At 68.2% G+C, this 25,651-nt stretch carries 18 protein-coding genes; 6 read left to right on the forward strand and 12 right to left on the reverse strand.

What is annotated here, in order from left to right:
- Positions 1–29 precede the first annotated feature (29 nt).
- The 9 genes from D5S08_RS04670 to D5S08_RS04710 all read right to left on the reverse strand — a co-directional run bounded on the left by D5S08_RS04670 (position 30) and on the right by D5S08_RS04710 (position 16,411).
- Positions 30–2,552, reverse strand: coding sequence for a glycoside hydrolase family 9 protein (locus D5S08_RS04670; RefSeq protein WP_121116002.1), 2,523 nt, complete (start codon positions 2,550–2,552; stop codon positions 30–32).
- A gap of 16 nt (positions 2,553–2,568) precedes the next feature.
- On the reverse strand, positions 2,569–5,088 hold the full coding sequence (locus tag D5S08_RS04675; protein ID WP_206610283.1) for a glycoside hydrolase family 9 protein: 2,520 nt from the start codon (positions 5,086–5,088) through the stop codon (positions 2,569–2,571).
- A 76-nt stretch (positions 5,089–5,164) separates the two neighbouring features.
- Complete coding sequence (locus D5S08_RS04680; RefSeq protein WP_121116004.1) at positions 5,165–6,667, reverse strand: tryptophan halogenase family protein; 1,503 nt, start codon at positions 6,665–6,667, stop codon at positions 5,165–5,167.
- Entirely contained in the window at positions 6,664–7,701 is a 1,038-nt protein-coding gene (locus tag D5S08_RS04685) for a cupin-like domain-containing protein (RefSeq protein ID WP_162301923.1), read from the reverse strand. The genes D5S08_RS04680 and D5S08_RS04685 overlap by 4 nt, the downstream gene beginning before the upstream one ends.
- Positions 7,685–8,389, reverse strand: coding sequence for a SapC family protein (locus tag D5S08_RS04690; RefSeq protein ID WP_121116006.1), 705 nt, complete (start codon positions 8,387–8,389; stop codon positions 7,685–7,687). Before D5S08_RS04690 ends, D5S08_RS04685 begins: the two co-directional genes overlap by 17 nt.
- 60 nt (positions 8,390–8,449) lie before the next feature.
- A complete protein-coding gene (locus D5S08_RS04695) occupies positions 8,450–11,602 on the reverse strand; it encodes a TonB-dependent receptor (protein WP_241557234.1) in 3,153 nt (1,050 codons plus the stop codon).
- 215 nt (positions 11,603–11,817) lie between these two features.
- Positions 11,818–13,530 (reverse strand): M1 family metallopeptidase, encoded by a 1,713-nt coding sequence (locus D5S08_RS04700; RefSeq protein ID WP_121116009.1) that lies wholly within the window; start codon positions 13,528–13,530, stop codon positions 11,818–11,820.
- Positions 13,531–13,636: 106 nt separating this feature from the next.
- Entirely contained in the window at positions 13,637–16,000 is a 2,364-nt protein-coding gene (gene clpA / locus D5S08_RS04705) for an ATP-dependent Clp protease ATP-binding subunit ClpA (protein WP_121116011.1), read from the reverse strand.
- 192 nt (positions 16,001–16,192) lie between these two features.
- Positions 16,193–16,411, reverse strand: coding sequence for a DUF1192 domain-containing protein (locus D5S08_RS04710; protein WP_121116013.1), 219 nt, complete (start codon positions 16,409–16,411; stop codon positions 16,193–16,195).
- A 90-nt stretch (positions 16,412–16,501) separates the two neighbouring features.
- On the opposite strand from D5S08_RS04710, the gene D5S08_RS04715 reads away from it, so the two are divergent.
- The 5 genes from D5S08_RS04715 (at position 16,502) to D5S08_RS04735 (ending at position 21,260) form a co-directional block, all read left to right on the forward strand.
- A complete protein-coding gene (locus D5S08_RS04715) occupies positions 16,502–17,518 on the forward strand; it encodes an NAD(P)H-quinone oxidoreductase (protein ID WP_121116015.1) in 1,017 nt (338 codons plus the stop codon).
- Positions 17,519–17,593: 75 nt separating this feature from the next.
- Positions 17,594–18,376, forward strand: a complete 783-nt coding sequence (locus tag D5S08_RS04720; RefSeq protein WP_126665492.1) for a DUF6683 family protein — start codon at positions 17,594–17,596, stop codon at positions 18,374–18,376.
- 173 nt (positions 18,377–18,549) lie between these two features.
- The gene (locus D5S08_RS04725) at positions 18,550–19,404 is read left to right on the forward strand and encodes a UDP-2,3-diacylglucosamine diphosphatase (protein ID WP_121116268.1); all 855 of its coding nucleotides are present in this window, start codon (positions 18,550–18,552) and stop codon (positions 19,402–19,404) included.
- A 10-nt stretch (positions 19,405–19,414) separates the two neighbouring features.
- The gene (locus D5S08_RS04730) at positions 19,415–20,455 is read left to right on the forward strand and encodes a glycosyltransferase family 4 protein (protein ID WP_121116019.1); all 1,041 of its coding nucleotides are present in this window, start codon (positions 19,415–19,417) and stop codon (positions 20,453–20,455) included.
- Positions 20,456–20,549: 94 nt separating this feature from the next.
- Complete coding sequence (locus tag D5S08_RS04735) at positions 20,550–21,260, forward strand: DUF1013 domain-containing protein (protein WP_121116021.1); 711 nt, start codon at positions 20,550–20,552, stop codon at positions 21,258–21,260.
- 55 nt (positions 21,261–21,315) lie between these two features.
- Here the strand turns inward: D5S08_RS04735 and D5S08_RS04740 are convergent, their stop codons facing one another.
- On the reverse strand, positions 21,316–21,825 hold the full coding sequence (locus D5S08_RS04740; protein WP_241557235.1) for a DUF2141 domain-containing protein: 510 nt from the start codon (positions 21,823–21,825) through the stop codon (positions 21,316–21,318).
- Positions 21,826–22,002: 177 nt separating this feature from the next.
- On the opposite strand from D5S08_RS04740, the gene D5S08_RS04745 reads away from it, so the two are divergent.
- The gene (locus tag D5S08_RS04745; RefSeq protein ID WP_277750401.1) at positions 22,003–23,190 is read left to right on the forward strand and encodes a glycosyltransferase family 2 protein; all 1,188 of its coding nucleotides are present in this window, start codon (positions 22,003–22,005) and stop codon (positions 23,188–23,190) included.
- Between the two features lie 3 nt (positions 23,191–23,193).
- Here the strand turns inward: D5S08_RS04745 and D5S08_RS04750 are convergent, their stop codons facing one another.
- A complete protein-coding gene (locus D5S08_RS04750) occupies positions 23,194–24,771 on the reverse strand; it encodes a glycosyltransferase (RefSeq protein ID WP_121116027.1) in 1,578 nt (525 codons plus the stop codon).
- Positions 24,768–25,643: a glycosyltransferase family 2 protein gene (locus D5S08_RS04755; protein ID WP_162301925.1), complete on the reverse strand. Its 876-nt coding sequence runs from the start codon at positions 25,641–25,643 to the stop codon at positions 24,768–24,770. The genes D5S08_RS04750 and D5S08_RS04755 overlap by 4 nt, the downstream gene beginning before the upstream one ends.
- Positions 25,644–25,651 lie beyond the last annotated feature (8 nt).

A 25,651-nucleotide genomic window follows, 5' to 3' on the forward strand; every position in this document is an offset into this window, starting at 1 on the left:
CCTGCGACGGGCCGCCCGCCACCTTTGCGTTACTGCGCCCCCTCGCCGGTCTGCGCCATCGCGGCGTGAACCAGCGCGACATAGCTGGGCGTCATGTTCACCACATATTCGTTCTGCCCCCAGAAGAACGGCCAATCCTCCTTGTTCTCCGGGTAGTCGGGCTTCAGCACCAGCACGCCCGGCACCACGCCGCCGGCGATGAAGGACAGATCGGCCCGGTTCATGCCATAGGCGACTTCCTTCGACCGTGCGCCCACGCCCGACACGAAGGACAAATTGTGCGCCGGATGCGTGCCGTGGAGGTAGTCCAGCGCGCGGAACACTTGGCCGCCGTCGCTCAGTTCCGGGAACGCCGTGTGGATCGCATGGTCGGTCAGCCCGGCCTGGATCACCGCGCCATTGCCCGCCCAGCCGCCAGTGGTGATCGGCACGCCATAGGGGTTGGGGTCGGTTTCCTGCGGCGCCGCCTTCCAAGCGCGCGCGGCCTGCTCCACCTGTGCGCGATAGCTGGCGGGCATGTGCGGCAGCGCCTTGATCGCGACCGTCGCATAACCGCCGAACTGCTGCGACACCTCGGGCCACAGCCGGGTGATCGCCTCGGCATAGGCCGTGTCCTGCGTGGTCACCAGCAGCTCCACCGCGGCGGTGAACTCCTCGCCCGGCAGCCAGCCCCCGGTGGTGTTGCCGTGGCTGAAGGTGTTGGGCGCATGGCTGTGCTCCTCCGACCAGACATCCCGCGCAATACGCAGCGCCTTGTCGGCCAGCGCATCATTGTGCCCGCGCAAGGCCCGTGCCGCACCCGCCAGCGCCGCGGCGGAGCCGTAATTGAGCGCGCTGGACTTGCTGGTAAACACCCAGCGATCATCCGGCGTGCCGCTGCGGTCGCCCTTCCGCTCGCCAAAGGCCAGCGACGGGTCATAGATCAGGCCGTCGGTCTTCGATGCCGCATCGCCCAGATGGGTGTACTGCGCCACGTCCGGTTCCACCACGCCATGCACGGCATAGCCGACCGCATCGTACATGGAGGCGAGATAGAGCGCGCCATGTTCGATCTGCTGCAGGATGTCGGGCTTGCCGTCGGGCACGTGCAGCTCGACCCGGCGCAGGGCATGATCCACCAGCGTCTGGTCGCGGGCGGGGCGGTGATCGTCCCACAGGCCGACCAGGCTGCGCATCACGGCATATTGCGTCTGCGTGCGGATGTCGAAATCGCCCGCATCCAGCCAGCCGCCGACATTCAGGCCGGGGATGTGCTCTCCGGCTGCGAACTTCGTGTCGGTGGTCGGCCCCTGCCGGTACAGGTCGATATGCTCGTGATTGACCGGCGCCTGTCGCGCATCGTCGCGATGGGGCTCACCGTGCCAGACGCGATAGGCCTCGTTCACCAGCATGTGATCCATCTGCACCGGCATGTAGACGTCCATGCCCGGATGCCAGGCGGTGGCGTAGACATCGGCGCCGATGCGGAAGGGGGCGGTGCGCTGCCCGGCATAATCCAGCTGGTACAGGCCCGGCTCCTTCACGCCGCTGAAGTCGAAGGTGGCGTAATTGTAGCGCAGATATCGGCCCCAGGGCTTTGCGGCGCCGGCCGCCACCGCTTCCGTGCCGTCCTCCGTCACCCGCAGCAGCGTGACGTTGCCGCCGCGCTCGTCCTGCTTGTCCAGTTCCAGCACCGCGACCTTGGCCTGATCGGGGGTGTAGCCGACCTGGGAATGGCCGATCACCGGCGCGCGCAGCCAGCCGGGGACCAGCGTGGGCGACAGGGTCCATTCCACCACGCGCCCGGTCCGCCCTTCGGGAATCAGGCTGCGCGCCACGAACCAGCCATTCTGCGCCTGGTTGCGGCCATCATACAGGCTGATCGTGCCGGCGTCGGAACGGATGCCGACGCGCCGCGCCGGATCTTCCGGCGCCAGCATCAGCTGCTGCCCGGTCGCCAGCGGCAGCGGCTCCGCCCCAGGGCCGATGTCGCGCCCGCTGGCGGCATTGCGCTCGCCACCCGCAACCATGTCGCTGGCCGGATGCAGCGGGAAGGCGCCGCCCCGGCCATCCGCCAGCCAGGAGTGGTGGAAATAGGCCGATGGCAGGAATTCCAGGTTCAGCCCGGCGCGGCCTGCCAATGCGGCGGGCAGCGGCTGGTCCAGCACCACGGACAGCTTCACCGTGTCCCCGTCCGGTTCGGCCAGGATGCGGTACTGGAACTGGTAGTCGGGATATTCCAGCAGCACCTCGATCCGCCCGGTGGCGGGATCGACGTTGCGGCTGACCAGCCGGCCGATCTCGTCCCACTGGCCGGGCGTCGGCGACAGGCGCACATCGCCATTGGTGGCGATCCGTTCGCCCTGCTGGATCAGCTCGACGCCCGAATGCTTGGCATCGGCGAACAGCCCGTCATACCAGTTGGAGAACACCAGCACATTGGCGGCGTCCCCTTCGTAATATTCGGCCTCGTTCAGCGTCAGCGGATCGTCCTGCGCCAGCGCCGGCATGGCGGCGGCGAGGGCCAGGGTGGATGCCAGCGCGGCAAGCCTGTGGCGGATGATGCGATTCATAGGTTCTGCTCCCCGATTATCGTTGTTGATCAGATGGTTCACGGCCGAACAGCCGGTCGGCGGCAAGCGCCAGGAACATGTAGTTGGTGGCCCCGCCGCCCATCACATATTCGGCCTGCTGCCAGAAATAGGGCCACTCCTTCAGCTCCGGCAGATCGGGCCGGATCAGGTTGGTGCCGCTGATGACACCGCCCGGAATGTAGCTGAAATCCGCCCGGTTCAGGCCATAGGCGACGGTGGCGGAACGCGCGCCAACGCCGGACACGAAGCTGCTGGTGTTCGATCCCGGATGCACGCCCAGCACGAAATTCAACGCATTCAGCCAGCCATCATTGCCGGTGACCTGCGGCCAGCCCTTGGCAAAGAAGAACTGCCGCACGCCGCGTTCCTGGATTTGCCAGCCGGCACCCCAGATCTCCGGCGTGTAGGGCACGCCATAGGGGCTGTCGGTGCGGGCGCTCTGCACCACCTGCGCCTGATGACTGGCGACCGCTTCCGCCAGTTGCCGGCGGAACGCGGGGGGCAGGCGATCCTGCACGCTGTGCAGCATCCAGCCGGTGCTGGCGACATCGGCCAGGATGCGCGGGGCGAGGGTTGCCAACCGGTCGGCATAGGCCTGATCGCCGGTAGTCTGCAGCAGTTCGGCCAGCGCGAACACTTCGGGCGCCAGGGTCTTGCCGCGCCCCTGCGCCTTGGCGGTGATGTCGCGCGCCGCCGCCAGCGCCTCGGCCGCCATCTGCGGGCTCTCCGTGCGGAGCACGCGGGCGGACGCGGCCAGCGCGGCGGCGGCATCCAGCTCCCGGTCCGGGTTGTCCTCCGTGAACACCCAGCGGTCATCGGCCGGGATCGGGTCGCCATTGTTGTCGACGCCCAGATCGGTCCCGCCGCCCGGCTGGTTGTCGGTCACGTTCACCGTGTCACCCAGCAGCACATATTGCCGCAGATTGGGCACGATGATCCCGCGATACAGCCGGCCCATGGCGCGATAGCCGCCCAGGATCGACAGCAGCCCATGTTCGATCTGCTGGATGGCATCGTTGCGCCCGTCAGGATCGCGGATCTCCACCGACTTGGTCGCCTGGTCGATGCGCGTAGCGTCGTAATCGAGGCCGAACTCCTCCACCATCTTGCTGAGGATCCACACTTCGCCCGCCTGCGATTCCACGCGCAGATCGTCGTCGCCCGCATCGTGCCAGCCGCCCGCATCCAGATGCGGTACGTGCTCGCCCGACTGGTAGCGGTTGAGGGTGGACGGCCCCTGCACATAGCCGTCGAAATGGTTGAGGTCGGTCGGCGCCATCAGCGCGTCGTCCAGATGGTCGCGCCCGTGCCAGACGCGGTACTTTTCCCGCACCAGCATGTGGCACATCTGGATCGGCAGGAAATATTCTAGCGTCGGCTGCCACGCGCCGCGCGCGAACACCGCGCTGTCGATGCGGAACGGCTCCGACAGCTGCTCGCCATAGCCGATCTGGTACAGGCCAGGCTCCGTCACCCCGCTGAAATCGAAGGTGCGGTACTGATAGCGCAGGAAGTCGCCCCAGCGATCGGGGGTGGCGGACAGCACCGGCTGGCGCCCGCCTTCGCCCAGCCGGTACAGCTGCGCCGGCGTGTCGCCCGCATCGTTCGGGTCCAGTTCGATCACCGCGCGCTTCGGCTGCTCCGGCGCGTAGCCGATCTGGGACACCTGGATCACCGGTTCGTATTGCCAGCCGGGGATCACATTGGGCGTCACCACCCATTCCACCGCGCCGGTGGTGGCCCCGGCGGCGACCGGCTGGCGCACGATGTACCAGCCATTATTGTGCGCCGATCGCCCGTCAATCAGCTGCAGCTGGCCGTTGCGGCTCTCGATACGGATGCGCTGCGCATCCTGCTCCGGCGCGACCAGCAGCACCTTGCCTTCGGCCAGCGGCTCCGCCAGCGGCTGGCCGACCAGCGATTGCACCGGGCCGTTGGCGTCCACATTGCGCGGCACTGGCAGGTCCGGGCCACCCGCGCGCACCACCGGGCCGCCGGGCTGGCGCGGGAAGGTGCCGGCGGCATCGTCCAGCACCCAGCCCTTGCCGAACAGGGGTGTGGGAAACAGTTCCAGGTTGAAGCCGACCTTGCCGACCCATTCGGCCGGCAGCGGCTTGTCCAGATCGACGCTGATGCGGAAACCGCCATTGCTCTCCGGCGTCACCCGCACCTGATAGGTGAGGTCCAGGTCCGGGTAGAAGATCGGGTTGAAGCCAGTCCCGTTCTTGGCCGGATCGGGGTAGCTGAGGCGTTGCGTGATGGTGCCCGTCGCCCGGTCGATCACCCGCTCGCCTGCGGAAACCGGCATGGGCGACCACTGGCCGGGCTCCGGCTCCAGCCGGAGATCGCCATTGGCGGCCACGCGCGATCCGTGCTGGATGATGGTGACGCCTGTCTGGTGCCCATCGGGGTAGATGTCGTCGAACACGATGACGTCCAGCCCCGGCTCCGTCAGATAGCCGCGCTCGCCGAGACGCAGGCCGTCCTGCGCCAGAGCGGTTGGGGCCAGCAGCATCGGTAGCGCTATCATCGGCGCTCGCAGCCAGTGCAGCTTATGTCCGGTCATCCTCATGTCCCCCGATTGTTGTTGTTCAGGCAGCGCGTGGATCGGGCGGCGCGCCGCCATGCCGATCCAGGAATTGCTGATGCGTGGGCAGGCGGGCCACCGAGGCGGCGGTTGCAGCCTGCATGGCGGCTAGGGTTTGCTGCAGCCGATCCGGCGGCATCAGCCGGGCCACATGGTGATGACCTTCCGGCTCCAGCCGCTGACCCAGCATCACCTGCACCCAGCTATCCACCCGGAACAGATCCTCCGCGCCCTGCCAGGCGTGCGCCGCCTCCCGCCACACGGCAATGCGGTCGGCCAGGCTGTCCGGCAGGGGCATGTCGCGCATCCGCTGCCAGAAGGGTTCGGGCCGCTGGTTCAGCACATAGTGCAGCATGACGAAGTCGCGCACCCGCTCCAGCTCCCGCTGGGCGAGATCGTCGAACCGGCGGGCGAGGGCAGGCGTGCTGCCGTTGAAAGGGAAGAGCTGCAGCAGCCGGGTGATGGCGATCATGGTCAGGTGGATGCTGGTCGATTCCAGCGGCTCCACGAACCCGCTCGCCAGGCTTAGCGCCACGCAGTTCTTCACCCACACGCGCTTGCGCCGGCCGGTGGTGAAGCGGATCAGCCGCGGCTCGGTCAGTGCCTCGCCTTCCACCATGCTGGCGAAGCGATGGTGTGCCTCGTCATCGGACAGGTAGTCGCTGGCATAGACCAGCCCGTTGCCCATGCGGTGCTGCAGCGGGATCTGCCAGCGCCAGCCCGCATCATGGGCGATGGCGCGGGTGTAGGGCATGGCCGGACCGGTGGCGCGGGTCTGCATCGCCAGCGCGCGGTTGGTCGGCAGCCAGTGGCTCCAATCCTCCCACCCGGCCTGCATCTCGCCTTCGATCAGCAGGGCGCGAAAGCCGGTGCAGTCCAGGAACAGGTCGCCCGCGACGCGGGTGCCATCCTCCAGCACCAGCGCGGCGATGTCGCCGCTGGCACCGTCGCGCTCCACCCGCGCGATCCTGCCCTCCATCCGGGTCAGCCCCTGCGCCTCCGCCTGCTCGCGCAGCGCCTTGGCATAGAGCCCAGCATCGAGGTGATAGGCGTAGTTCAGCGTGCCCTGTTCGTCCGTGGCGAAGCGGCCAAGGCGCGCGGCCTCGTGCTCCGCGCAAGCGGCGCTGACCGCTCCGCCGAAGCCTTGCGCGCGGGCCTCCAGCCACATGTGGTGGAACTCCGCCATCCAGGTGCCGCGGCCCAGCGCGCCGAAGGAGTGGATGTAGCTGTCGCCCTCCCGCGCCCAGTTCTCGAACTGGATGCCCAGCTTGAAGCTGGCCTTGGTGCTGCGCAGGAAGGTGCGCTCGTCCAGCCCCAGCAGTGCGTGGAAGCTGCGAATGGTGGGGATGGTCGCCTCGCCCACGCCGATGGTGCCGATCGCATCGGATTCCACCAGCGTCACCGCCACCTGATCCCGCAATTGGCGGGTCAGCGCGGCCGCCGCCAGCCAGCCGGCGGTGCCACCGCCTGCGATCACGACTCTCTGCACGCCAGTTTTCCCCGTCATCGGTTCAGCTTCTGCAGCAGCCGCGCGCGCAGGCGACGGGCGCCGACCTCGTCCAGCGGCGCCAGCGCGCCCTGTGCATGCTCCGGCAGATGCGCGGCGGCCTGTTCGGGCGGGCCCCAGACATAATAGTCGAACATCGCCCGCCACGCCTGCTTCTCGGCCTCCGGCCGGTCGCGCAGGCTCAGCAGCCCGTGCAGCAGCGTGTTCATCGGCGTATCGGCGAAGCGCGGCACCGGGTTCCACCAATAGTTGATCATGGCATTGAACGGGTCCAGCGCCTCCACATTGTGCCACCACAGGGCGGGGTAGAACAGCACGTCCCCCGGCTCCATCTCCGCCACCTGTGCATGGGCCAGCGCCTCGGCGAAGCGGGGATAGCGGGCGAGGTCGGGATCGCGTAGATCCACCATGGACACGACCTGCCCGCCCGGCGTCGGCTCCAGCGGGCCGGGATACAGGTTCGCGACCTGATCGGGCGGGAACAGGGTGAAACGCCGCTGGCCGACCATGCAGCAGGCGATGTTGTTCGACATGTCGTAATGCGTGGCCGCGACCGTGCGATTGCCGATCCAGATGCTCGCCACCGGCTCCGCGCCCAGCAGGTCGGCCCCCAGCGCCGGCCCGTTTTCCGCGCGCAGGCCCGGCAGGAAGGTGTCGAGATCGGCCGAGCCCAGATAGAGCGCGGGCGCGGCCGGATCGCCGGCGGTGGCCGCCATGCGCGCCAGATAGTCGGCCAGCGTCACCTGCTCCGCCGTGAAGTTCAGGCCGGTGATGTCGTGGTTGTAGAAGAACCGCCCGCCGATCGCCGGATCGCCGGTATAGCCGACCATGCGGTGCCCGGCATCGAAGCGGCGCAGATATGCCATCGCCGCCCCGGCCCCGTCCTGCCCGGCACGCACCAGCGGCCAGTCCCGGCCGAAGCCCTTCAGCAGGGCCGGCTGGCCCTCCACCAGCAGCTCGGCCACGGGGATCGTGTCCATGCCGGCGGCGTCGATGGCGCGCACAGGGGTTGGCGCGTCAGCCACGGCGCGCATTCTTCAGCTCGATCAGGCGGGCCATGTTGCCCAGCGACGCCTGCACCAGGAAGGCCAGCCGCAGCACGCCCGCACGGTTCAGCCGCGACAGCGTGTCGCCGTCCAGCCCGGCCAGCCGGTCGGCGGCGACGGTGTGATACTGGTTGAGGGCAATCTCGCGGCTGCTGTCCAGCGTCACGGTGATCGCCACGGGTTCGATCAGGCCGCCGCCGTCCAGCGCGGCGAACATCGCCTCGGTGGCGGGCAGGCCTTCGCCGATCAGCTGCAGGCTGCGGGTCGCGCGCTGCAGGGCGGGCGCATGGCCGCCATGGGGCAGGAACAGGGGTTCGCCTGTGTCGCGGCTGATGCGCGGATCGTCCAGGTCGACATGGATCGTCGCCTCGCCCGTGTCGGGGCGCAGCGCGACGGAAAAAGGCCCGCGGGCCTGCACGGCGGGGACCGTGCGGCTGGTCCAGCGGTCGCCGTCGAGAAACAGGTTTTCCCCGCGCTCCAGCCCCAGCAGCACCACGGCGCGCCAGGTGCCGGCATCGTCGCGCCGGAACAGGATGGGAAATTCGCGGGCCAGCGGTTCGAACTCGCCGGGCACCGCCAGCAACTGGTTCACCGCGTCGCCGTGATCCGGCCCGTGGCGCATGGCCACGCGCAGATCGTGATGGTCGATGGTGTCGAGGGGGACGGGTGTGGTCATGGGGCAAGCTTACCGCAGGCGGGGCCGCTCGCAAGCGGCCCCGCCCCGGCAAGGTTCAGGTCAGAAGCGGAAACGCGCGCCCACGAAGTAACGCGGCTTCAGCTCGGAGGCGAAGAACATCTGACGTTCGCTGCGGCCATAGGTCCGGACCGTCGCGCTCAGCAGGTTGATCGCCTCGAACGACACCGACACGGTTGGCGTGATGTCGTAGCTGGTGGCCAGGTCCAGCGTGCCGAATGCCTTGGTGAACACGGGGTTGCGGTTGGTGCCGCCCCGGTTCAGGCCCGACAGGAAGCTGTCGCGCCAATTATAGGCAAGCCGGCCGGAGAAGCCGTACTTCTCGAAGATGCCGGTAACGTTCAGCGTGTCCGACAGACCGATCAGCGCGAACTGGTCGACCCCGATCGGGGCACCGCGATCCGCACCGACGTCGCCATTGACGTTGGTGTAGGAGGCGGAAACGCCGAAGCCGCTGTCGCCGAAGAAGTGCTGACCCTGCACTTCGAAGCCATAGATGTTGGCGGATTCGTTGTTGATCGGCGTTGTCGTCTGGAACTGGAACAGCGGATCGTCGGCATTGGCGGTGACGTCGAACTGCGCCAGGATGCTGTCCGCATAGGCCTGGTCGAGGTTGCCGTTGACGATGTTGGCCTGGAACTCCGCGGAAGCCGCCGCCACGTTGCCGCCGTTCTGGTCGATCAGCGCGGTCAGCGTGAACAGTTCCACTTCGCTCGCGTCCCGACCCAGGGCCTGCAGCTCGGCCAGTGCAGCACCCGAACGGGTACCGGGTGCGCCGCTGGTGGGATCGCGCAGGCCGAACAGGGGCTGCACGACCGTGCCCGAGCCGACGAAGTTGTTCACCTTCTTCGCAAAGAAGCCGAACGAAACATAGCTCGACCGGTCATAATACCATTCCAGCGACACGTCGATATTGTCGGACAGCAGCGGGCGCAGGCCCGGATTGCCGGTTCCGCCCGTGGCCTGCCCGTCCAGCGCGATCGGGCGGCCCGGCGCGCCTGCCGTGGTGGAGGCGAACAGGTTGCCGTAATCCGGCCGGGCCAGGGTGCGGCTGTAGGACACGCGGGCGACCACGTCGTCCATCGGTTCCAGCTGGAAGTCGATCGACGGCAGCAGGTTGTTGTACTCGCCGTCGGCCACGATGTCCTGCAGCTCGTCGCTGACCCGCACGGTGAAGTCGTTGTCGGATGTCCAGATGATGGCCGCCGGGATGGCCTGCTGCGCCACCGATTCCACCTTGGTGTTTTCCCAGCGGACGCCAGCCGTGATCTTTGCATCGCGGCCGCCGATGTCGAAGTTGAGGGTGGTCTGCGCGTAGACCGCCAGGATCTTCTCCGAAACCTCGTCGTACTGGTTCGCCGTCACCCGCTGCTGGTTGGTGTCGGTCGGCGCCTGGATGCCGTCAACCAGCGGCTGGTTGTCCTGGGCATAGATCGGCGAGAAGATGTTCAGCAGATCGACCGCATTGCCGCGGAACGAGATGTTGTTGTCGGTCGCGTTGAACTTGCTGTACTTGCAGCCCTGGCAGAACTGCTCGACCAGATCGCCACCGAAGGCGGCGATGTCGCCCGCCTGGGTGATGCCCCAGTTGCCCAGGATCTGTTCGGTCTGCTGCCGTTCGCTGATCATCTTGGCGTCGATATAGGTCGCGCCCACATCGAACCGGTCACCATCGCCGAAATCCCAGCCAAGGTCGGCGCGCAACTGGTTGACGCGCTGTTCCTGACGCGACGCATTGGTGCGCGCCACCTGCGAACCGAGATCGCCGATGTCCAGCACGCCGTTATTGTTGCCGTTGATGTCGTTCAATGTGTAGCGCTGCGCCGGGATGTCGCCCGTGTGATCGGCCGAGTGGCCGTCGACGACCGGGGCGCCCATGCTGAACAGCGTGGAGCTGGCGCCATTGGGCGCATCGGGGTTCGTCTCGGACTTGGAGTGGTTGCCGTCCAGGCTCAGCGTCAGGCCGTCGGCCAGTTCGTAGGTGGCGTTCAGGCCGTAGGACTGCAGCTCGCTCTTGGTGGCGCGGTACTGCTGCTCGAAGCCCATGTCCTTGGTGGCGTAGCGGCTGCCTTCTTCCAGGATCACGGCGGTGCGCACGACTGGGTCGTCGTCGAACACGACCCGGTCGAACGGCGTGTTGAACCAGTTGGTCTGGTCGTTGCGCGCCTCGCTGACGGCGTTCTGCGCATACAGCGCGTCACCGGTGATCGTCAGCCCGTCCACCGGGCGGAACTGCATGGTGAGCGAGCCATTGATGCGCTCACGCTCGAAGGTGGAGTAGTTGTAGCGGCTGTCATCGGGGATGCCGACCAGCTGGCTGGGATCGGTCGGTGCGTTCTCCACCACCGTGGGGTTGTCGCCGCCGCGAACAATGGTGGCGACGTCGGAGTAGGGCCGGATGTTCCAGCCATTCACCACCGCGCTCGCCGCCGCGCTCTTGCGCTTCTGGTAGGCACCGAAGGCCGATACGCCGAACGTGTCTTCCGGGTTGGACCAGCTGATCACGCCGGTGACTTCGGGCGTGACGCTGAAACCGTCGCGGCTGGCATCGTACAGTCCCTTGCCGCCGATCGAACCGCGCAGACCTTCGGCAGCCCCCTCCAGCGGACGCTGGGTCACGACGTTGATGGAGGCGCCGATGCCGCCGGTCGGCACCGCGGCGCGGCCGGTCTTGTACACTTCCAGCCGGGTGACGCCTTCCGACGCCAGGTTCTGGAAGTCGAACGAGCGGCTGGTGGCGCGGCCGAAATCGACCGAAGCGTCGCCGCCGACCGTGTTGACGTCGGTCGTCGCCAGCTGGCGGCCATTGATGGTCACCAGGTTGAAGGACGGGCCAAAGCCGCGAACGGTGACCTGCGAACCTTCGCCATTGCGGCGGTCGATCGACACGCCGGGAATGCGCTGCAGCGATTCGGCCAGGTTGGTGTCGGGGAACTTGCCGATGTCCTCGGCCGAGATGGCGTCGACCACACCCACGGAATTGCGCTTGATCGCGGCGGCCGCCTCAAGGCTGGCGCGCACGCCGGTGACGACGATCTCGTCCTCCGGACCGTTCGCGGCAGGCAGGCCGGTGGGCAGGGCGCCGACGCCCTGGCCGCTCGTCTCGGTCTCGCTGCCGGGCTGCGGATTGGTCGGCGATCCGGTCTGCTGCGCCATGGCAGGCGCTGCGATGATCCCGGTGGATAGCGCTAACATCGACGCGGACAGCGTCAGCTTCGAAAAAGCAAAAGCCCTCATTGGGGTGGTCCTCTCCTCTTACAGGCGCTCTGCGCGCCGGTCTCCGTAGCCGTGTGAATCCGGCTTGGTTCGAGAGCTACCTTGTATCAGGCCGGTGTCAACGCCCTATCGCACCATCGTGTTAACGCTAACCTCGACTGTAGCAGCAGAGCAACGCAATCGATTACGGTTTGTCAGTCCGCAGCGCGGTCGGCGGCCTCCTTCTCCTGCACCTGCCAAACAGTGATTGCCGGATCGTCGCGCAGGATCCTGGCTTCCGGATCGACGACGTAGTGCGCATCGCCGGCGCCCAGCTCCAGCATGCCCGTTCCGTCAGCCATCGGTGCCACCAGCACACGGTCCCCCACGCGCACCTCCACCGGCATGGCGAAGGGCAGGGCGGACGGTGTCTCCCACCGCAGGATCAGGCGTGATCCCTGGCGCTCCTCCACCAGCCGGGGCAGCGGGGCCTGCCGCCAATAGGCGTCGAAGAACCACTCCATCGGCCGGCCGGTCACCTCGCTGACGATGGCCGCGAATTCGGCGGTGGTGCGGCGCACCGGCGCGAAGTTGCCCGGGGCCGGGTCCGGCCGTCCATAGACCAGCCGGCGCAGGGACCGGCGAAATGCCGCATCGCCGATGGTCATGCGCAGCGTGTGGCTGATCCAGCTGCCCTTGTAGTAGATGTCGTTGCCCCAGCCGCTCTCCGCATCCAGGTAATCGCCGGTGCTGGTCGGGTCGGCCGAGACCAGCGGCACGCGGCTCAGCACCCGCTTGCGCTGGTCCCACAGCGCCACGTCATAGGCCATGCGCCCGTTCTTCCACAGCAGGTACAGCGGCTGCATGTAGCTGCCGAGCCCTTCGTGCAGCCACATCTCGCCTTCGGTCGCATTGGTCAGCTGGTTGGCGAACCATTCGTGGGAGAATTCGTGCTGCGCCAGCCAGTCATACCCTTCCGGCCCGCGCTTGTAGCCGTTGCCGTACGCGTTGATGGTCTGGTGCTCCATGCCCAGATGCGGCGTCTCCGCCAGGCCGACCTTCTCGTCGCCGAAGGGATAGGGGCCGACCACGTCCTCGAAGAAGGCGAGATAGTCCTGCATCTCACCCAGCAGATATTGCACGTCCTCCGGCCGGTCGCCCGGCAGGTGCCAATATTGCACGGGAATGGTGTTGCCATAGGTGCTGCGATATCGCGCTTCCGCCAGCTGGTACGGCCCGACCTGCAGCGTCACGCCGTAATTGTTGGGGTTGCGCGCGCGCCAGCGCCAGGTGGCCCAGCCGCCCTCGTGCTCCTCCCCGATCAGCACGCCATTGCAGGCAGCGACCAGCCCTTCGGGCACGGTTACGCTCAGGTCCAGTTGCGCGATCCGCTTGGCCGGATGGTCCAGGCAGGGCCAGAACATGTCGCACCCTTCGCCCTGGATGGCGCTGGCGATCCAGGGCTGTCCGTCCTGCGTCCGCGCCCAGGTGAAGCCGCCATCCCACGGCGCGCGTCGGGCCACATGCGGCGCGCCGCTCCAGGCGATCGCCACCCGGGCCTGCGCCCCGGCGGCGAGCGGGCGGGGCAGGGTGATGGTCAGCAGCCCGTCCGGGTTGCTCCACGCTGATGGGGCCAGCGGTTGCCCATCCACGCTGATGCCGGTGACGGCAAACCGCGGATCGAGGTCGAAGGCCAGCCGGTCCTGCGGCGCATCCACCGTCACGGTGTAATCCGCCGTGCCCGCCAGGCTGCGACTCGCCGGATCGACGGTGAAGCCCAGCGCCAGATAGGGCACCGCCATGCTGGCACGGATCGGGTCGAGCGGCAGGCCGCTCTGCGCGGTGCGCTCCGCCAGCGGGGGCGCATCCTGCGCGATGACCGGCGTGGCGAGAAGAAGGGCGGCGGAGGCGAGGGCGGGCAGCTTCATCGCCCATGTCTAGCGCATGCCGGCCCGAACGGAAAAGGGCGGGCCGCAAGCATCACGCCCGCGGCCCGCCCTCTACTCCATCACGCCAATCCTGTGGCGCCGGCGGTCAGTCCTGCCCGCTCTGCTCCTCCGCCGCGTCGGCCGGTCCGGCGGACTTGGGGGCGCGACGCTTCTTGCCCGGCTTGGCTGCACCGGGTGCGGCGGGCGTCAGTTCGAAGGACAGCTTGTCGTCCTTCAGGCTGACATGCACCTCGCCGCCGGAGGCAAGCTTGCCGAACAGCAGCTCCTCCGCCAGCGGCTGCTTCACCTTGTCCTGGATCAGCCGGGCCATCGGCCGGGCACCCATCAGCTTGTCATAGCCCTTGATCGCCAGCCATTCGCGCGCATCGGTATCGAACTGGATGTGCACGTTCTGGTCGGTCAGCTGCAGTTCCAGCTGCAGGATGTTCTTGTCGACCACGCGGCTGACAGTCTCCTGCTCCAGGTAATCGAACGGCACGATCGCATCCAGCCGGTTGCGGAATTCGGGGGCGAACATCTTCTTCACCGCCTCTTCCGCCGCCTCCACCCGGGTGCCGGCGCCAAAGCCGATGCCCTGCTTCGCCGCGTCGGCGGCACCGGCATTGGTGGTCATGATCAGCACGACATTGCGGAAATCTACCGTCTTGCCGTGGTGATCGGTCAGGCGGCCATTATCCATCACCTGCAGCAGGATGTTGAACAGGTCGGGATGCGCCTTCTCGATCTCGTCCAGCAGCAGCACGCAATGCGGATGCTGGTCGATGGCATCGGTCAGCAACCCGCCCTGGTCATAGCCGACATAGCCCGGAGGGGCGCCGATCAGCCGGCTGACCGAGTGCCGCTCCATATATTCGGACATGTCGAACCGCTTCAGCTCGATGCCCATGATGCTGGCCAGCTGGCGCGCGACCTCCGTCTTGCCGACGCCGGTGGGGCCGGAGAACAGGAAGGAGCCGATCGGCTTGTCCGCATCGCGCAGGCCGGCACGGGAGAGCTTCATGGCGGTGGCGAGCACGTCGATCGCCTTGTCCTGCCCGAACACCACGCGCTTCAGGTCCTTGTCCAGCGTGGCGAGCACGGCCTTGTCGTCCTTGCTGACCGACTTGGCCGGGATCCGCGCCATGGTGGCGATGACCTTCTCGATCTCCTTGGAGGTGATCGTGCGCCGGCGGCGGCTGGGCGGCACCAGCATCTGCATGGCGCCGACCTCGTCGATCACGTCGATCGCCTTGTCGGGCAGCTTGCGATCGTTGATGTAGCGCGCGCTCATCTCCACCGCGGTCTTGATCGCGTCAGGCGTGTACTTGACCTTGTGGTGCTCTTCGAACGCGGAGCGCAGGCCGCGCAGGATCTTGATCGTATCCTCCACGCTCGGCTCGTTCACGTCGATCTTCTGGAACCGGCGCAGCAGGGCGCGATCCTTCTCGAAGTGATTGCGGAACTCCTTGTAGGTGGTCGAACCGATGCAGCGGATCGCGCCGCTGGACAGCGCCGGCTTCAGCAGGTTGGACGCATCCATCGCCCCGCCGCTGGTCGCGCCGGCGCCGATCACCGTGTGGATCTCGTCGATGAACAGCACCGCCTCGGGCATCTTCTCCAGTTCGGACACGACCTGCTTCAGCCGCTCCTCGAAATCGCCGCGATACCGCGTGCCCGCCAGCAGCGCGCCCATGTCGAGGCTGTAGATGATCGCATCCAGCAGCACCTCGGGCACCTCGCCCTCCACGATCTTGCGCGCCAGGCCTTCGGCGATGGCGGTCTTGCCCACGCCGGGATCGCCCACATAGAGCGGGTTGTTCTTGGACCGGCGGCACAGGATCTGCACCGTGCGGTCCACCTCCGGCCCACGGCCGATCAGCGGGTCGACCTTGCCGTCCAGCGCCTTCTTGTTGAGGTTGACGGTGAACTGGTCGAGCGCGGATTCCTTCTTGTTCTTTTCCGGCTTCTCCTCGCCCTTGGCGGCGCGATCCTGCTCCGTCCCGCTGGGCGTGCGGCCTTCGACCGGCTTGCCGCCCTTGCCGATGCCGTGGCTGATGAAGCTGACCGCATCCAGCCGGCTCATGTCCTGCTGCTGCAGGAAATAGACGGCGTAGCTGTCCCGTTCGGAGAACAGCGCGACCAGCACGTTGGCGCCGGTGACGACGTCCTTGCCGCTGGACTGGACATGCAGGATGGCGCGCTGGATCACCCGCTGGAACCCGGCGGTGGGCTGCGGGTCGGCGTCGTCCTCCGTCTTCAGGCTCTGATATTCCTGGTCCAGATACTGGCGCACCACATTGCCCAGCTCGCCCAGTTCGACACCGCAGGCGCGCATCACTTCGGATGCCTCCGGGTCGCTCACCAGTGCCAGCAGCAGATGTTCCAGCGTCGCATATTCGTGGCTGCGCTCGGTCGCGTTCTGCAGCGCCGTGTGCAGGGTCTTCTCGAGGTTCTGGGCGAAACTAGGCATAAAGGGGGGTGCTTTCGTGCGGGGATGCGGTCCGAAGGTCGGCGATGGAAAGAAACGGGCGTGCATGCCCCGGTCGGGGCCGTCCGCAGCCGCGCGCGCACTCGCCTCTGGGCGCCGCGGGTTTGTTCACAATGGAGGATATGGGGCTCGAAAGCGCCGATGCAAAGTGGGCCGGGGCGGGGCCGCGCCCCATCAGTCGTGTTGCCTGCTGCTGAAGATCGATTCCGCCAGCCGCCGATGATCGGCGGCCTTGTCGGCATGGGCCTGGACCCGGGCGATCTCCGCCTCCAGCGCGGCGATGCGCGCGGTCAGTTCGTCCTGTGAATAGCGGTCGAGCGGCTCTGCGGCCAGCAGGCTGGCATGCCCCAACGGATGCCCGGGGCCGCGGAGCAGAGGGCTCTCGTCGTCCATTGGGGGCAGCATCACCCTCCGCCCGCTTGCTGTCAATGGGCCGACTCCCTAGGTGCCGCAATTGATCCGCCAGCAAGGGAATGGCCGCGCATGGACTCGCAATTGCCTGAAAACATGACTGCCATCACCATCGACCCGGATGCCGGCGGCGGGCCGGAGGCGCTGGTGCCCGCCACCGTTCCCGTTCCGGCTCCCGGCGCTGGCCAGGTGCTGATCCGCGTGGCCCATGCGGGCGTAAACCGGCCTGACGTGCTGCAGCGGCGGGGGCTCTACCCGCCGCCGCCCGGCGCCTCCGAAATTCCGGGGCTGGAGGTCGCCGGCACGATCGTGGCGCTGGGCGAAGGCGCCGATCCGGCGCTGCACGGCCAGACCGTGTGCGCCCTGCTGTCGGGCGGCGGCTATGCCGAATATGCGCTGGCCGATGCAGGCCTGTGCCTGCCGGTGCCCGCCGGGCTTTCGCTGGCAGAGGCCGCCGCGCTGCCGGAAACCCTGTTCACCGTGTGGCACAACGTGTTCCAGCGCGGGGCTGCACAGGCGGGGCAGCGGCTGCTGGTGCATGGCGGCACCAGCGGCATCGGCACGATGGCCACCATGCTGGGCACGCTGAAGGGGCTGGAGGTGTTCGTCACCTGCGGCACCGACGACAAATGCGCCGAAGCGCTGGAGATCGGCGCCGACCACGCGATCAATTACCGCACCGCCGATTTCGTGGAGCGGGTCATGACCCTGACGGACGGGGAGGGTGTCGACCTGGTGCTGGACATGGTGGCGGGCAGCTACACCCAGCGCAATCTCGATTGCCTGGCGCCGGATGGCCGGCTGGTCACCATCGCCACGCTGGGTGGGGCGAAGGCGGAGGTGAACATGGCGGGCGTGATGATGAAGCGGCATACGCTGACCGGCTCCACCCTGCGCGCCCGCCCGGCCGCGTTCAAGGCGGCGCTGGCGGCCGATCTGCTGCAGCACGCCTGGCCGCTGGTGATGGATGGTGCCTTGCGCCCGGTGATGGACGAAAGCTTCCAGCTGGCCGACGCAGCAGAGGCGCACCGCCGGATGGAGGCGGGAGACCATGTGGGCAAGATCGTGCTGGATGTGGCAGCCGGCTGATCATTCTTGCCACAGGCCTGCAACGCCGTGATCGTAGGTGCCTTCCTGCAAGTGATTCGGCGGAGGGTGGCAGGCATGGCGAACTGGCGTTGTGCAGGGGTGCTGGCCGCGGCAGCGGCGATGGCCGGCACGACGCCGGCGGCGGCGCAGGTCTGGTTCGACATGCCTGCCCTGATGTCGCCGGTCGTGACCAATCCCTGTCCGGACGGTCGATGCCCGGCCGTGGAAAGCGAGCCGGAGCCCGCATCACCCCAGGGGGATGAGGCGCCGGCCCTCGGCGCGGTGTTGCAGCGGGTGGTGCAGGGCAGCAGCGGCGCCGTTGCAGGCCAGGCCGGGCCGGCGACCTTTCCCTACCGCCCGTCCATATCGCGTCGCGAGGCGCGGCTGGCGGAGTTTGTCGCGTCCGTCCGCATGCGGGACGCGGCGGAGGCGGACGCGCTGGCGGCCCTTTTCGCCAGCACCAACATATTCGCGCAGATCGACACGGTGATGCAGACGGCAGGTCTGACGGCGACGAACCTGGCGGATGCCTGCACGCTGTGGTGGATCATCGCCTGGCATGGTGCGCAGGGGGCGGAGGCCACCCTCGATCCCGCGCAGGCTGCCGCGGTCCGGCGGCAGGCCGGCGCGGCCCTGGCCGCTGTCCCCGCGCTGGCGCGGAACGATGATGCCATGCGGCAGATGATGGCGGAGGAGATGTTGCTGCAGGCCCTGCTGATGGACCAGGCGGTCACGGCTGCTGCAAAGGACGCTGTCCAGTTGGAGCGCGTGAGCGACCTTATCCGGCGGAGTGCCGCCGCCGGCGGGCTGGATCTGGACGCCCAGGCGCTGACGGCGGAGGGCTTTGTCCCCCGTTGAAGCTGTGGCACGCCTGCCTTCCAGCGGTCATACAGTCTCGCAAGTGACCGCAAACTGGCCGAACCCTGTCACACAACGCTGCCAATGTCGCCAGCATGCACGATGCAGCAATGGGGGCGACAATGTTCGATACCTATCTGGATGCGGATGTCGGTAATGCCGGCGCGCTCAGGATGTTTCCGGCGCTGGACCTGACGGGCGAGCCCGACCTTCCCGAACCGGTGGAGCCGGGCGACCGGCGCCGCTATCGCACCATCTGGATCAGCGACGTGCATCTGGGCACGCGCGGCTGCAACGCAGGGCTGCTGCTCGATTTCCTGGACCGCACGGACAGCGACACGCTGTACCTGGTGGGCGACATCATCGATGGCTGGCGGCTGAAGAAGAAGTTCTTCTGGCCTGCCGCCCATAATGATGTGGTGCGGCGCATCCTGAAGCGGGCCAAGCGCGGCACGCGGATCGTCTACATCCCCGGCAATCATGACGAGATGTTCCGCCAGTTCACCGGGCTCAGCTTCGGCGGGGTCGAGATCCGCCGCGCCGCCTTCCACACCACCGCCGATGGCCGCCGCCTGCTGGTGACCCATGGCGACGAATTCGACGCGGTGATGCTGGCGCATCGCTGGCTCGCCTTCGTGGGGGACGCGCTTTACGGCATCACCATGGAGCTGAACCGCTGGACCAATGCGGCCCGCCGGCGGCTGGGCATGCCGTACTGGTCGCTCAGCAAGATGGCCAAGCACAAGGTCAAGAACGCGGTCGAGTTCATCTCCCGCTACGAGGAGGTGGTGGCCCGCGCGGCGCGCGACCGGGGCGTGGACGGGGTGGTCTGCGGCCATATCCACACGGCGGAGTTCCGCACCATCGACGGTGTCGAATACTGGAACGACGGCGACTGGGTGGAAGGGTGCAACGCGCTGGTCGAACATGCGGACGGCCGGATGGAGATCCTGCATTGGGCAGACGAGATGGCCGCCCGTGCCGCAGCGCAGGACAGCGCAAAAGTCACCCGGTTGCGCGCGGCCTGAGGCGGGCCAGGTGCGCCTCGCGCTGGTCACCGACGCCTGGGCCCCGCAGGTCAATGGCGTGGTCCGCACGCTGGCGGCGGTGACCGCGCAATTGCGCAGCCGCGGGCACGAGGTGGGCGTGATCTCGCCCGACATGTTCCGGTCGCTGCCATGTCCCACCTATCCGGAGATCCGGCTGGCGATGACCGGCGCCGGACGGGTCGGCCGGTTGCTGGACGAATTCGCGCCCGACGCGCTGCATCTCAGCACCGAAGGTCCGCTGGGCTGGGCCGCGCGCGGCTGGTCGGTGCGGCGGGGCCGGGCCTTCACCACCGCCTATCACACGCAGTTCCCGGACTATCTGGCGCGGCGCACCGGGCTCGATCCGCGGCTGTTCTGGCCCTACATCCGCCACTTCCACCGCCCGGCGGCGGGCATCATGGTGGCGACCGGCACGATTCGCGACCAGTTGCAGGCGCAGGGGCTGACCCAGGTGCGCCCGTGGGGGCGCGGGGTGGATCTGGCCGCCTTCGGGCCCGATGTCGCCCCGCCCGACCTGTTCTTCGACCTGCCGCGGCCGATCCAGCTTTATGTCGGCCGCGTGGCGCCGGAAAAGAATGTGGAGGCGTTCCTCGCCAACACTCACGGGGGCAGCAAGGTGGTGGTGGGCGACGGCCCCGCGCTGGCCCGGCTGCAGGCGCAGTTTCCGCAGGCGCTGTTCCTGGGCAGGCAGAGCGGCGCGGCGCTGGCCGCCTGTTATGCCGGGGCGGACGTGCTGGTCTTCCCCAGCCGGACCGACACGTTCGGGCTGGTGATGATCGAGGCGCTGGCCTGCGGCACGCCGGTGGCCGCCTACCCGGTCGCCGGCCCGTTGGACGTGCTGACGCCCGCCAGCGGCGCCATGGCGGACCGGCTGGAGGATGCGATCGCCGGCGCCGTCAGGCTGGACCGCGGCGATTGCCTGGCGCATGGCCGATCCTTCACCTGGGCCGCCAGCGCCGACCAGTTCCTGCACGCGCTGGAGCCTGCCGGTGCGCTGCGCGACGGTAACAAACGGCCCGCTTTCGCCTGATCTTCTTGCCGTTCGCATCCATAAGGGTTACATCTGTTCCGGTACGGCCGCTCCGCGATGGGGCGGCCCTTTGTTTATCGAGCGGAGAGCCGACGTGGCCCAGCCCACCCCCCTGATGCCCCATGCGACCGCCAGCTGGCTGGTCGACAACACCGCATTGAGCTTCGAGCAGATCTCGGAATTCTGCGGGCTGCACATCCTGGAGGTGCAGGCCATGGCGGACGACCTCACCAGCACGAAGTATACCGGCCGCGACCCGGTCCATTCCGGTGAACTGACCCATGCGGAGATCGAGAAGGCGCAGGCGGACCCCGCCTACCGCCTGAAGATGCACCGCGCGCCGGTGGATGTCAGCCGAACCAAGGGCCCGCGCTACACCCCGGTGTCCAAGCGGCAGGACAAGCCCGACGGTATTGCCTGGATCATCCGCAACCACCCGGAAATCAGCAATGCGCAGATCGGCAAGCTGATCGGCACGACCCGCACCACGATCGATGCCATCCGCGAACGCAGCCACTGGAACATCAGCAACATCACGCCAAAGGATCCCGTCACGCTGGGCCTGTGTTCGCAGCGGGAGCTGGATGCAGCGGTGGCCCGCGCCGGCAAGAACCTGCCGCAGGACAATGATGCGGACGAAGGTGCGGAGCCCGTGGCCGAGCAGCGCGACGATCGCGCCATCCTGATCCAGGAACTGCGCGCCGAACGCGATGCCGCGAGCCGCGCCGCATCCGAAGCCGCGCAGGAGGCCGAGGCCGAGGCATGGCTGGAGGCACGCCGCACGGCCGAGGCTGGCGAGGGCTGAGGCCGACGGGCTAGCAGGGGCGGCGACCAGGCCGCCCCTGCTGGCCCTGCTGCCGTCACATATACTTCATGGTGATGGCGATCGGCTGCACCGTACGCGCCGGCACATTGAAGTTGGTGCTGGTGTAGCTGGGTTTGCCCAAATTGAAGATGTTGATGGACGGGTTGTTGCTCATGCCCCCGCCATCGGTGCGCAGGTCCGTCCGGCCGTTATTGTTCACATCGTGCCGCACCGCGATGGCATAGGTGCCGGCTACCGGCACGGGCATGCACACCTGCATCGTGCCGCCGCGCGCGGGCAGTTCGATCCGGTTGATCCAGCGTCCGCTCTGCAGCCAGTCGGCCTTGATGCCGCGATACAGCTGCACCCGCAACGTCCCGCCACCCTGCTTGATGCCGGTTATCGTGATGAAGATCGCCGGCCCCCGGTCGGCGCGGCAGAGGGCCGGATTGTGCCCGATCTCGTTCTGGAACTGCGCCTGCGCCGGCATCGCCGTGCCCGCCAGCAAGGCGACACAGGTGAAAGCGGCGACGGGCAGACGGCGGAGGCGACGAAATGAGGTCAAGCGAAGGGTTCCGTAAACAGCTGGCATGATAAGGCCCGGCCGCGAATGGTATCGCGGCAGACCAAGGGTTGGTGAACGACCCCGTTTTGCCGCAGGAGCGGTGAACTCGTGCTTAATCGTACATTCTCCATATGGGCAGGGCGGGGCGGACGTTCTACAATGCCGACCCGGACGGCGATGGCGGCCGGTTCAACCGTAACAGCCGGAGCGGAATGCCGCGTGGACCCGAGCACCCGTTTAGCGACCTGGCCGGCCGCCTTGCCGCATGTAACGGTGGTGATCCCGGCGTGGAACATGGGCCGGTACATCGCGCGGTCCATCGCCAGCGCGCTGGCCCAGACCTGGCCCGCGCTGGACGTGCTGGTGGTGGACGACGGATCGACGGACGACACCCGCGCCATTGCGGAGGAGATCGCGGCGCGCGATCCCCGCGTCAGCGTGCACAGCTTCCCCAATGGCGGCGTGGCACGGGCGCGCAATCGCGGGACCGAACTGGCGCGCGGCACCTGGGTCGCGTTCCTGGATGCGGACGATCTGTGGCATCCGGCCAAGATAGAGAAGCAGCTGACCGCGTTGCAGGTCCATCCGCCGGAGGAAGGCTGGGTCGGCTGCTATACCCTGTTCCGCATGGTGGACGAACACGACCAGGTGATCGCCAGCGGCTATGGCGCGGGCAAGCGCGGGTCATTCTTCTACGATCACCTGCTGGTCAATCATGTGGGCAACGGGTCCAGCCTGCTGGTGCTGCGCGAAGCCGCGCTGGAGGTGGGGGGCTTCGACCCGTCCTATGCGGAGGCCGGCATCGGCGGCAGCGAGGATTTCGATTTCCAGCTGCGCCTGCTGATGCGGTACAAGCTGGAATATGTCCCCGAATATCTGGTCGGCTACCGGCTGCATGCGGCACAGATGTCGGCGGACCAGACGCGCATGGCGCTGGGCCACATCGCGGTGGTCGAACGCTTCGTCCACGCGGCGCAGCTGGATGGGCGCCAGGCGCAGTTCGCGCTGGTGGCGGCCAATCGCAACGCGGTGGCGGCCTTTGCCCGGTCGGGCGACTGGACCAATGTCCGCCGCGCGGCGCGCAAATTGTGGGGGGACGATCGCTCCGCCGCCCTGATGTTCGCCGCCGACCGGCTCAGCTTCGCCGCCCGCCGCGGCCTGGCGCGGCTGGGCCATCGCTGGGGCAGTCATGCCCGGCTGAGCACCCGGAGCTGGCCCTTCGCCGAGTGCGACCCGCTGCCGGGAATCCTGCCGGACGGACGCCAGGCCCGCCCCGGCTCGCCCCTCTACCCCGCGCCACTGGACAGTCCGCAGGGCCCGCTGGCCGAGGACGAGGTGGAAGAAGCCGACGAGGACGAGGCGTAGAGCCTAGCCCGCCTTCACCGCGCGCAGGGTGACCACCATCGGATAGGCCGCGTCGGCCTGCTCCAGCCACTCGGTCCGCACCTCCTCCTGCGCCAGGCCGTGCAGGAAGCAGGTGGCGGCATAGACATTGCCCTCCACCATCACTGTCATGTTCTCCGCCCCGAACAGGGGTTCGAACATGCGCGTGACGGAGGAGCCGGTCAGCGACCAGAACCAGTTCGCGCCCCATTCGCCGCGATCCACGCTGCTGGTGCCCGGCACGGTCAGCAGCAGCACGCCGCCGGGCTTCAGCGCCCGGTACAGCTCCGCCGCGGCGTCGGGCATGTCCCACACCAGCATCAGCGTCTGCGTCAGCACCAGGCAGTCGAAGGCATCGGCGGGCAGCAGGCCCGGCTGGCCCAGATCGCCGACGATGGTCGCTTCCGGGTTCTCGGCATGGGCGTGCAGCACATCCTGCCGGGTGATCGCGGCGCCGCCGAACCTTTGGGAATATTCGGCATCCCCCACCTCCAGCACGCGGCCGGCGATGTCGGGCCGGTGCCGGTCCAGGAACCGTTCGATATAGAAGCGATCGATCGGCGTGCCCCGGTCATAGCCGAAATTGGGGCTGATCGGCGTCGGCCGGTCCATGTCGCCCAGATTGGCGCGGCCCGGTTCCGGCGTGCCGGTCAGCCGGCGCTTCGCCTTGGCAAAGGCGGCGGGCGGCAGGGCACGGCGCGCGGCCCACACGGCGGCGGCGATCAGCGATGCAGCGGGGGCGAGGCGGGCCATGCGCCACCTTTGCCCGGCAATGCGCGCCAGCGATAGACCCGCCGTTTCCCGCCCCGAACTCCTCCACGCGGCCAGCGCATAGGCGCGCGCCCACCCACGCCGCCCCCGCGCCACCGCGGCCTGCCCCTCCGCGTCCACCGGCATGTGCCGCTGCTGCACCGCCCAGGCGGCGGCCAGCACACGGGCCGGATCGCCGGACGCGTTGGTGCCGTGGATGCGGTATTCGGCCATCAGATGATCGTGGCAGGCGACCGGCCAGCGCAGCGCCAACCGCAGGAACAGGTCGTAATCCTCGCATTGGCGAAGGGCCTCGTCGAAGCCGCCGGCCTCCAGCAGCCGGGCCCGGTCGAACAGGGCGGTGGCGATCATGCCCACGCAATTGGTGCGCAGGAAGGCCAGCCGCGCATCCGGTTCGCAGCGTTCCAGCGCCGGCGGGGTCAGTGGGCGCCACTCCGCGTCGACCCGCCGGTGCGCGCCATAGACGAAGGCGGCTTGTGGATGCGCCGCCATGCATGCTGCCGCGTGGGCCAGGGCACCGGGCAGCAGCCGGTCATCCGCATCCAGGAACAGCACGGCATCGCCGGTGGCCGCCCGCGCACCGCTGTTGCGCGCCGCCGAAGGTCCGCGCGGCGTATCGTGGCGCAGCACCTGCACTCCGGCGAAGCGCGTGGCGACCTGCGCCGTGTCATCGGCAGAGCCGTCATCCACCACGATGATCCGGGCCGGCACGTCCTGCGCCACGATGCTCGCGATCGCCTCCGCCAGCCAAGGGGCCGCATTGTGCGCCGGGATGACGACGCTGATGCTCATCGCCGCAGAATCCCGCGCAGCCACAAGGCCAGCCGGCCGATGGCGGTATGGCGGTATGTCGCGGGGCGCAGCCGGTCGCGCACCAGCCGCCGGCGCACGGCGCGCGCCACCACCGGCACGTCGTTGCGCCGCAGCCAGTCGCGATACCAGCGGAGAAAGAACCGCCGCCGGGCCGGGTAATGCCCGCCGCCGATCATTCCCGCCACCGAGCTGTCGGCATGGATGCGGTAATCCAGCCAGACCTCGCTGGAGAACCACACGGGCAGCGTGGCGAAGATCTTGCCGAAGGCGGCGCAATCCTCGAACGATCCGGTGAACTGGTCCTCGAACCCGCCGACCTCCGCCAAGGCATCGCGCCGCACCAGCACGTCGGACGGGCAGGGCGCCCCTGCCGCGCCCAGCGGGTACAGCGCCAGCGCGGCTTCCGGCGGCGGGACCAGGCAATCATGGCGGTGCCCGGTCGGCGTCAGCACATCGGCGCGTCCCTCCCAGCTGCCCCAGTAATTGACCGTGCCCGCCAGCAGCGCGATCCGTGGTTCCGCCTCCACGATCGCCAGCTGCGCCTCCAGCTTGCCCGGCCGCCAGCGATCGTCCGCGTCGATGAAGGCGATCCACGGGGCCTGCGCATGGGCCAGCCCCAGATTGCGCGCCGCACTCATCCCGCGATTGCCGCCCCCCGGATGCGCCAGGCAGCGGATGCGCCGGTCGTCGGCGGCATAGAACCGCGCCAGCGCCGCGCTCCGGTCGGTGCTGCCGTCATCGACCAGCAGCAGTTCCCAGTCGCCACGATCCTGTGCCAGCACGCTGTCGATAGCTTCGCCCAGGAAGCGTTCGCCGTTCAGATAGATGCAGATGATGGAGACAGCGGGCACGGCCGGGC

It is taken from the genome of Croceibacterium ferulae, from assembly GCF_003660445.1.
GTDB lineage: Bacteria > Pseudomonadota > Alphaproteobacteria > Sphingomonadales > Sphingomonadaceae > Croceibacterium > Croceibacterium ferulae.

Coding starts and splice junctions, on each gene's coding strand:
- D5S08_RS04670 (WP_121116002.1), bottom strand. CDS start 2,552: ATGAATCGCATCATCCGCCACAGGCTTGCCGCGCTGGCATCCACCCTG.
- D5S08_RS04675 (WP_206610283.1), bottom strand. CDS start 5,088: ATGCTGCTGGCCCCAACCGCTCTGGCGCAGGACGGCCTGCGTCTCGGC.
- D5S08_RS04680 (WP_121116004.1), bottom strand. CDS start 6,667: ATGACGGGGAAAACTGGCGTGCAGAGAGTCGTGATCGCAGGCGGTGGC.
- D5S08_RS04685 (WP_162301923.1), bottom strand. CDS start 7,701: ATGCGCGCCGTGGCTGACGCGCCAACCCCTGTGCGCGCCATCGACGCC.
- D5S08_RS04690 (WP_121116006.1), bottom strand. CDS start 8,389: ATGACCACACCCGTCCCCCTCGACACCATCGACCATCACGATCTGCGC.
- D5S08_RS04695 (WP_241557234.1), bottom strand. CDS start 11,602: ATGTTAGCGCTATCCACCGGGATCATCGCAGCGCCTGCCATGGCGCAG.
- D5S08_RS04700 (WP_121116009.1), bottom strand. CDS start 13,530: ATGAAGCTGCCCGCCCTCGCCTCCGCCGCCCTTCTTCTCGCCACGCCG.
- clpA (WP_121116011.1), bottom strand. CDS start 16,000: ATGCCTAGTTTCGCCCAGAACCTCGAGAAGACCCTGCACACGGCGCTG.
- D5S08_RS04710 (WP_121116013.1), bottom strand. CDS start 16,411: ATGGACGACGAGAGCCCTCTGCTCCGCGGCCCCGGGCATCCGTTGGGG.
- D5S08_RS04715 (WP_121116015.1), top strand. CDS start 16,502: ATGGACTCGCAATTGCCTGAAAACATGACTGCCATCACCATCGACCCG.
- D5S08_RS04720 (WP_126665492.1), top strand. CDS start 17,594: ATGGCGAACTGGCGTTGTGCAGGGGTGCTGGCCGCGGCAGCGGCGATG.
- D5S08_RS04725 (WP_121116268.1), top strand. CDS start 18,550: ATGTTTCCGGCGCTGGACCTGACGGGCGAGCCCGACCTTCCCGAACCG.
- D5S08_RS04745 (WP_277750401.1), top strand. CDS start 22,003: ATGGCGGCCGGTTCAACCGTAACAGCCGGAGCGGAATGCCGCGTGGAC.
- D5S08_RS04750 (WP_121116027.1), bottom strand. CDS start 24,771: ATGAGCATCAGCGTCGTCATCCCGGCGCACAATGCGGCCCCTTGGCTG.